General features: G+C 63.2%; 1 protein-coding gene and 1 pseudogene. Both read right to left on the reverse strand.

The window, feature by feature from the left end:
- Positions 1-384: pseudogene (locus ACE3UY_RS11385) on the reverse strand (hypothetical protein); the annotation flags it as partial.
- A 97-nt stretch (positions 385-481) separates the two neighbouring features.
- Entirely contained in the window at positions 482-1,453 is a 972-nt protein-coding gene (locus ACE3UY_RS11390; RefSeq protein ID WP_374687647.1) for a hypothetical protein, read from the reverse strand.
- Positions 1,454-1,825 lie beyond the last annotated feature (372 nt).

Here is a 1,825-nt window from a genome sequence, read left to right on the forward strand (position 1 = left end):
GAGGAGAATGAGCACGCCATAGAGCAGGATGGTCATCCCCAACAGGGGCAAGACCTTGCGCCACCCCTCCCGAAAGGCGTGGCCGAAACCGACCATCTCGCCGCGGGCCAGCCGGGCCACACCGGTGATGATCCCGCCGCGTGTCGCCAGGCCCACCAGCCAGATGACGAGGACCAGAATCAGGGTGACGCAGCTCACCAGCAGCGACCGGCCGGCCATGGACATGACCTGATCTGGCGTCATGTCGGCCGTGACGAGGCTGCCGCTCAGGGTGGGCAGCAGGCCGACGACGCCGGCCAGCGCCGGGATCAGGGCCAGCAGCCACAGCCATTTGTGCTTCCACGTATACAGCCAGCCGTCGCGCAGGGTTCCTGTGTAGTCCATGTGCTAACCCTCCTTCATTCGTCGATGTGTAGGGGCGGGTTTGAAACCCGCCCCTACCACGCACCCAGACGCGGGATACCATCCCGCGCTACATCGTCTACATCGTCGGCGCGGGCGGAACGGGGGCGACCGTCTCCTTGATCACATCCTTGCCCGTCCACTGCTGGTAGGCCAGGGTGAAGGTGGCCGAACGCCAGGCGGTGACGATGGCCGAGATGACGGCGAAGATCAGCGACGCGGCCAGGAAGCCCAGCCCGGCGGCGACCCATTGGCTCGTCGTCGCCTGGTTGCCGCTCATCATCACCTGCAACAGGCCGGTACTGAGTCCCACCAGCCCCATGATGCCGCCGAAGATCACGGCGATGACGACGTTCACCACGAAGAAGATGAGGCCGAGGATGAGGATGTTGCCCAGGTTGTCGCGCAACACACTCCAACCGTGACGGATGGAGTCCATCAGGCCCAGGTCGCGCAGCATGATGCCGCGGTAGGCAAACGGGTAGATGAGGTTGAGGACGAGGCTCAGCGGGACGAGCAGGCACAACAGGCACAGCAGCCCGACGCCGAGCGAGCCCAGGATGGCCGCCAGATTGTCGCTGCCCGAGCTGCCGGCGGCGATGGCCCCGGCGATCGTACCGGCGAAGAGCAAGGCCATGACGATGACCAGAATGATCATCACCGCGAAGAGGACGATGGTCATCAGCAAGAGCGGCACAACCTTGCGCCAGCCCTGGCCGAACGCCTTGCGGAAGCTGGAGGTCTCGCCGCGGGCCAGTTCCACGACCGAGGTGATCAACCCGCCGCGCGCGGCCAGACTGACCAGCCACAGCAGGATGCCGATGATGAAGAAGACGCACAGCAACAGCAGGATGCCCCCGCCGAGGGCCGCGGTCATACCCGGCGTGAGACCGCCGGAGCCGGCCGGCAGATTCTGCGCGTCCACCTGGTAGTTGGAATTGTTGAAGGCCGAGCCGCCGCTGCCCAGCGCCGCCAGGAAACCCAGCAGCCATAACCACTTGTTGTTCCAAGTGATCTGCCATCCACGTCGTACTGTATCCATATAGTCCATGATTGCACACTCCTTGTTCGTGCTAGACCTGAAGGTTGGCGGACGAGAGTCCGCTCGTAACCGGTCAGGTCTGTACTCATGCCATGCTCATAATACAGTACGCAGCAAGTATTGGCTAGTTGCAGGAAGGAATAGCTACGGATTAGAACGGATAAAACGGATGAAGAACGGATATAAGATTTCTGAATCCGTTCTTCATCCGTTTTATCCATCTACATCCGTAGCCATTTACTCAACCAGGATCAGCACGCTCTGGGTCGTGCCTGGGGGGGCCAAGGGGAGGGTGTCGCCGGTATGGGGGCGGCCGTCGATGGCGCGGCCGGGCGTTTCGCCGGGGCGGGCGCGGCGGACTTCGATGCGGACTGTCGCGCC

It is taken from the genome of Promineifilum sp. (SeqCode) (assembly GCF_041918635.1).
Classification (GTDB): Bacteria; Chloroflexota; Anaerolineae; order Promineifilales; family Promineifilaceae; genus Promineifilum.

Bases quoted from the DNA above. Each gene is read 5' to 3' on its own strand.
- ACE3UY_RS11390 (WP_374687647.1), bottom strand. From the start codon at position 1,453: ATGGACTATATGGATACAGTACGACGTGGATGGCAGATCACTTGGAAC.